At 64.0% G+C, this 5,621-nt stretch carries 5 protein-coding genes; 2 read left to right on the forward strand and 3 right to left on the reverse strand.

Features of this window, described 5'->3' with window-relative positions; translation table 11 throughout:
- Both A5707_RS01805 and A5707_RS01810 read left to right on the forward strand, forming a co-directional pair.
- On the forward strand, window positions 1–2,389 hold a 2,389-nt coding region (locus A5707_RS01805), incomplete at its 5' end, for a protein kinase domain-containing protein (protein ID WP_156657461.1).
- Window positions 2,390–2,466: 77 nt separating this feature from the next.
- Window positions 2,467–2,943 carry a hypothetical protein gene (locus A5707_RS01810; protein WP_156657464.1) on the forward strand — a complete coding sequence of 159 codons (477 nt, stop codon included), beginning with the start codon at window positions 2,467–2,469 and terminating at the stop codon, window positions 2,941–2,943.
- Between the two features lie 30 nt (window positions 2,944–2,973).
- On the opposite strand, the gene A5707_RS01815 is transcribed toward A5707_RS01810, so the two are convergent.
- The 3 genes from A5707_RS01815 to A5707_RS01825 all read right to left on the reverse strand — a co-directional run bounded on the left by A5707_RS01815 (window position 2,974) and on the right by A5707_RS01825 (window position 5,326).
- Window positions 2,974–3,663 (reverse strand): hypothetical protein, encoded by a 690-nt coding sequence (locus A5707_RS01815; RefSeq protein WP_156657466.1) that lies wholly within the window; start codon window positions 3,661–3,663, stop codon window positions 2,974–2,976.
- 311 nt (window positions 3,664–3,974) lie between these two features.
- Window positions 3,975–4,778 (reverse strand): Rv3717 family N-acetylmuramoyl-L-alanine amidase, encoded by an 804-nt coding sequence (locus A5707_RS01820; protein ID WP_419866377.1) that lies wholly within the window; start codon window positions 4,776–4,778, stop codon window positions 3,975–3,977.
- 44 nt (window positions 4,779–4,822) lie between these two features.
- Window positions 4,823–5,326 carry a hypothetical protein gene (locus A5707_RS01825; RefSeq protein ID WP_065012821.1) on the reverse strand — a complete coding sequence of 168 codons (504 nt, stop codon included), beginning with the start codon at window positions 5,324–5,326 and terminating at the stop codon, window positions 4,823–4,825.
- Window positions 5,327–5,621: the final 295 nt, after the last annotated feature.

Genomic DNA, 5,621 nt, shown 5'->3' on the forward strand with positions numbered 1-5,621 from the left:
CCGCGAGGCCCACACCGCAGCCCGGCTGACCGAGCCGCACATCATCCCGATTTATGACACCGGGGAAGTCGACGGCCAGCTGTATCTGGTGATGCCGATTATCGACGGCATCGATCTGCACGGTCTGCTGACCCGTGACGGCCCGATGAGCCCGCAACGAAGCGTCCTGGTGATCACGCAACTGGCTGCTGCGCTAAACGCGGCGCATACCGTCGGGCTGGTGCACCGGGACATCAAACCATCGAATGCGCTGGTGACCGGTGACGACTTCGTGTACTTGATCGACTTCGGTATCGCTCACGACGCGGCGGCCACCAAGCTAACGAATACCGGCATGATGGTGGGCACCTGGGCCTACATGGCCCCGGAGCGCTTCACCACCGGTACTGCCGATGCCCGCGCCGACGTCTACGCACTGGCCTGTGTGCTCTACGAATGCCTGACCGGAGCCCCGCCCTTCCCCGGCGACAGCATGGAACAACAAATCGGCGGACACCTGACGTTGGACCCGCCGAAGCCCAGCCGGCTCAATGCGGCCGTTCCGGATTCCTTCGACGACGTGATCGCAGCGGGCATGGCGAAAAACCCCGACCAGCGCTATCAGAGCGCCCGCGAACTGGCCACTGCTGCACAGCAAGCCCTGACGACCGTCGCAGCAGAGAACTCGCGCGCCGCGCCCACCTTGCTGGCAGGCTCGACGCGCCGGGCACCTGCGGCCGGCACAGAGCAGCCACAACCCGCCGACTCGACCCTCGCCGCGGCGCCGCCCTCCCCGCAGCGCCGAACGCCCGCCAAAACGCGGCAGGTGATTGCGCGTGAGCGGTTGGGGGTGTTGGCCAAGATCGGTCAGGGTGGTCAGGGGGTGGTGTATCGGGCGCCTAATGTGAAGACCAAGTTCGCGACGTCGATGGTCTACAAGGAATATAAGGCCGCGATGCGCGCTGGAGTTGATTTCACCGCGCTGGCGGCTATGCCTGCGTTGGTGGAAGATTCGCTGTCCTATGCCGAGGCTGAACGGCTGATCTCCAGTGCGGCCTGGCCCTGTGCTCTTGTCGAAGACGGTGGCGCCTCAACGGGCTTTGTGATGCCGGCCATTCCCGACGAGTTCTTCATCGAGTTGACCACCGTCAAAGGGGTGTCACGGACCACCGCAGAGTTTCAGCACCTGCTCAACCATTCCTCGGTGCTAGCCGCGCGCGGCCTCAACATCACTGACGCCCAACGCTATACGTTGTTGCGTGAGGTCGCCTCCACGCTGGCGTTCATGCACAAGCACGGTGTGTGCGTCGGCGACATCTCACCGAAAAACCTGCTCTTCGCCCTGAGCCCCCACGAGGCGGCCTACTTCATCGACTGCGACGCCATGCGCATCAACACCGTCTCGGCGCTGCCCCAGATGGAAACCCCGGGCTGGGACGCACCCCCCGGCGAAGAACTGGCCACCATCTACACCGACACCTACAAACTCGGGCTGCTGGCCCTGCGGCTGCTCGCCGGCGACCACGACACCAAAAACCCCCACCACATCCCCGCCACGGCGACCGACCTGTTGCGCCAGATCATCACCGACACCTTGACCAACCAGCCACACCAACGCCCACTACCCGAAGCCTGGACCTACGTGCTCGGCCACGCCATCGAACACGCCCAACACCACAAAAAGACCGCAGCAGCGGCTGCAGCACCCGTGAGCCGCGCACTCGATCCGCCACCCACCCCTGTCGTGCACTCCAGACCGCCGGCACCCAGCTCACCCGCCAGATCGCCAGTACCCGCACCGCAATCCAGCCCATCAACTCCACTTCCGCCACCGCCCGCATCGGCGCCGGCCACGCCGCCGCGCCGCCCACGAGGCCACCCGGGCCTCATCGCCGCGACCATCGCGGTCCTCGTGGTCGTCGCGGCTGCCCTAATCGCCGTGCTGCTGTTGCGACCGGACTCGTCCTCTCCCCAAACCCCCACGGCGCAACCCACTTCCGCCTCGGCGCCAACGGCCGAGCCGCCACCGCCGCCGCCGGAACAAGCTGCGACGACCACCGCGTCCAGCACCGACATGCCGGGGTTGGCCCCGTTCGTCGGGATCTGGCAGGCCCATACGCAGAAGGTGGTGATCGACAGTGCCGGTAACGGGCAGTTGAGCTATCAAGGCTGCACCGCTTGCGCGACACCTACCGAAAATACCGTGGATTTCACGTTGACGTCGGTGTCGAACGGCATCGCCAATGGGAACGTCACCACGACCACCGACGCGTATTACACCGGCAAGCCGGTGCTCGCCGTCGTCACCGCGGGCTCACCGGGCCACCACCTTGAGATAACCATCGGTGGACTACGACAAGCACCCCTCTGCGACGGTGTCGCCGAGGCAGCCGGCCAGTGTGGTGCCTGATCCAAGGATCTTCCAAGCCGTCTGCCGGAGCCTGTGTGGACGGGGGCTACGGCTACGGGTTCGGTAAGGAAATGAGCATGACAACGACCGCGTGGGCAGGAAGCGCGTGCATCTGTGCGATGGTGTTTTTCGCGCCACTGGCCGACGCTGATCCCTCCCCAAGCCACTTTGTGAACGTGCGGACGCCGTCGCCGCCGATGCGTTGTCAGGTAGGTTCGGACGATAGCGACGGGGCTGGCCCCAACGTGGTTTGCCAGACCGCCGGTTTCCCGCAAGCTCCAATGGAGCCCCCACCCTATCCGGGGTGGCCGGGAGACCCCTCAGTGTTGCACCGCGATCAGGCGGTCATCACCGAGGCGGGCCAATTCACTTGGCGGACCGCTAATTTGGGAATGGCTCCGCCTGGACAGCCCGACACCATTCTCGCGAACGGTCAGACATTTGACCTTCAAGGCTGGACGATAGTGGTAACCAGCGACGGCACCACCTTCACCAACGACGTGAGCGGGCACGGCATGGTCATTGACAGGGACTATGACGTCACGGCGTTCTGATCCAGACGTCGCGAAGCAAATGAAGTTGGCTTAGTGATCACATTGCCCCGTAGGCAATTCGGTCATGTGGGAGGCCAACCACTTACTGACTTCAGTGAGTTCTTGGGTGCCGTCATCGAACGATCCCGATGCCGGCTCTGTTGCCACCGCGACGGCGGTCAGGCCGGTCGGCGTCTTCAGCACCCCCAGTTGTCGGACTAGATAATCACCAGCTGGTGACGGCCCCCACCCGCCTTTGAACCGGGTATCCGGCACAACCCCAAGACCCCAACGCTGGCTGGCTTCCACCTGACCCATCAGCGTGAAGATCGGTGCGCTGCCGCGGTCGCACGCTGCGGCCGCGGTGAACCGGACCTGGTTGGTCAACGACCATCTGGTCTGCCCGAAAGCGGTGAACTGGGGCCGCAGCTTGCGCCACTCCACGGTCGTCGAATCGCCGAATTTGCTCAGCACGGCTTCGACTTTGTGCGCAGCCGCTACCGGTTCGCCCAGATTGTCCCAAATCGACTCGGCCGCCGCGTTATCGGACTGAGTGATCGCAGCCCGCATCGCATCGGTGACAGTCGGTGGGTCCTCTTCGTCCAAGGCGGTGATGGCTACCGGGACTTTCATCGTCGACCAGGCGGGTCCGCTTGTCCAGTTGCCGAAGACGAGCTGCTTTGGATCGGCGCCGACGGCGCTGATAACGAGACCCATCTTGGCGTGCAGCTTGTTCTGCAACTTGCTGAACTCTGCGGCCAGCGGTGCGGCTGCGCCGTTCGGAGCAGATCCAGGTGCAGTCGGCCCGGGCGTTGGTGCGGGGCCAGCGATGCGGGCCCGCGGCGGGTTCGGGGCCGGCGACGGTGGCGCAGGAGCTGAATGGTGCCAGGCAAATACGCAACTAGTCAGGACAACGCAGGTGGCCGCCATGAGGGTGATGCCGCCAACGAACCGCATTTTGTCGCGGGCGCAACTGGATCGCCCGACGCGACTACCGCACATGGCCATGGGTTCGTTTGGCAAACTGCGCAGCAGTGATGGCAGCAGTCATTTCAGGTACCGGCGCCCTTTCCGCTGAGGTACGCGACAATCCCGTCAACAACTGCCGCGGCGTATTTTGCTCGCCCATCAGCGCTCTGCATCTGTGCGGCATCGTCGCCGTTTTTCATGTTGCCGAGCTCGACTAGAACCGCTGGATACTCGGCCAGGTTCAGGCCCGCGAGATCGGCACGGCCATACAGACCGTCAGACCCGATGTAGGTGGCCGGTTGAAGACCTGATGCAGCCAGTGAATCGCGCATCGCATGCGATAGGCGCACCGCGGGCCCGGCTTGCGCGTCATTGAGCGGCGGATTGGAGTAGTTCACGTGGTATCCCCGACCGGTCGCCGGCCCACCGTCGGCATGGATGCTCACGATCGCGTTGGGATGCATCGCGTTGGCCAGCGCGGCGCGTTGATCAACGCAGGGCCCTACTGAATTGTCGTCGTCGCGGGACAACTGCGTGCGTGCACCCATCTGGTCGAGCGCATCCCGAATGCGCAAAGTGACGTCCCAGGTAAGGGCATGTTCGGGATAGCCGTCGCTGGTGGCAGCGCCCGTGGTGTTGCACTGCTTCGTCCCGCCCCGGCCATTTGTGACTTGCCGGGTTATCGAGGGGTCGTAGCCGCCGTTGTGGCCTGGGTCAAGGAAGACCGCCATGCCGGCGAGACTGGCGGACAAGGCTTTCGGTGCGTTAGCCGTTGTGGCTGAGGCGAGGCCTATTACTAGCACCGCGACACCCACGTACCTCACGACATTCCTGCGTGAAGGTGAATGGAGCACGCCTGGATCGTAGCAATCAGCCATCGGAGTCATCGGCTCCCGCCGAATACCGTTGCATTCGTTGAGGTTCCACTGCTCTAGTAGAGATAGACCTTGGCGTCATTGCCGCCAGTGCACGTTATCCAGGGGTCGTCACCATTGGCGACGCAGGTCATGATGAAGTCGTTACCGGAGCATGGGATGGTGGTACCTGCGTTTGCATTGACGTCACCGCACGGCACCGTGCCGCCTGCGACGACCTCGCGCGCGTCGCGGCTAGGCGAGGGATAGGTGTTCCAATAGGCCTGCAGGACGTTGTTCGCGAAGAGGCAGGACGTTTCAGTGGTACCACGCCCTGAGTTCGACGCCCATCCTGATTGGCCCGAGCGGTGATACCCGTCGGAACAGTTCACGCCATAGGAGTCCGGCGTCTGCACCAAGTCAGGCGGAGGCACCGACGCGGTCGGCGTATTCGCGTAACTCGGCGCCGAGGTGGTTACCGAATCCGTCGGGTAAGTCGATGCCTCGGTTGTGGTTGCGGGGGTGGCGGATGGGGTGGAGTTGTCGTTGTGGGCGAGTACGGCGATCACCACAATGAGCACCGCGATAACGATGGTGGCCAGTCCGGCCCCGACCCAGATTGGTGCTTTGGATGAGCTGGCTGCTGGTGGCGGCGGTGGTGGTGGGGCTGGTGGTCTGGACTCTGGGGTAGGCGTTGGTGGTCTGGATGCGGGGGTCGGTGGTGAGGGTCTGGAGTGCAGAACGGGGACAGACGGGGGTTCGAGGGCGACGCTTGTCGGTGCCGTGCTGGTTGCTGCTGTTTTTGTTTGGTGTTGGGCGTGTTCGATGGCGTGGCCCAGTACGTAGGTCCAGGCTTCGGGTAGTGGGCGTTGGTGT

The organism is Mycobacterium kyorinense (assembly GCF_001672775.1).
Classification (GTDB): Bacteria; Actinomycetota; Actinomycetes; order Mycobacteriales; family Mycobacteriaceae; genus Mycobacterium; species Mycobacterium kyorinense_A.

Bases quoted from the DNA above. Each gene is read 5' to 3' on its own strand.
- A5707_RS01810 (WP_156657464.1), top strand. From the start codon at position 2,467: ATGACAACGACCGCGTGGGCAGGAAGCGCGTGCATCTGTGCGATGGTG.
- A5707_RS01820 (WP_419866377.1), bottom strand. From the start codon at position 4,778: ATGACTCCGATGGCTGATTGCTACGATCCAGGCGTGCTCCATTCACCT.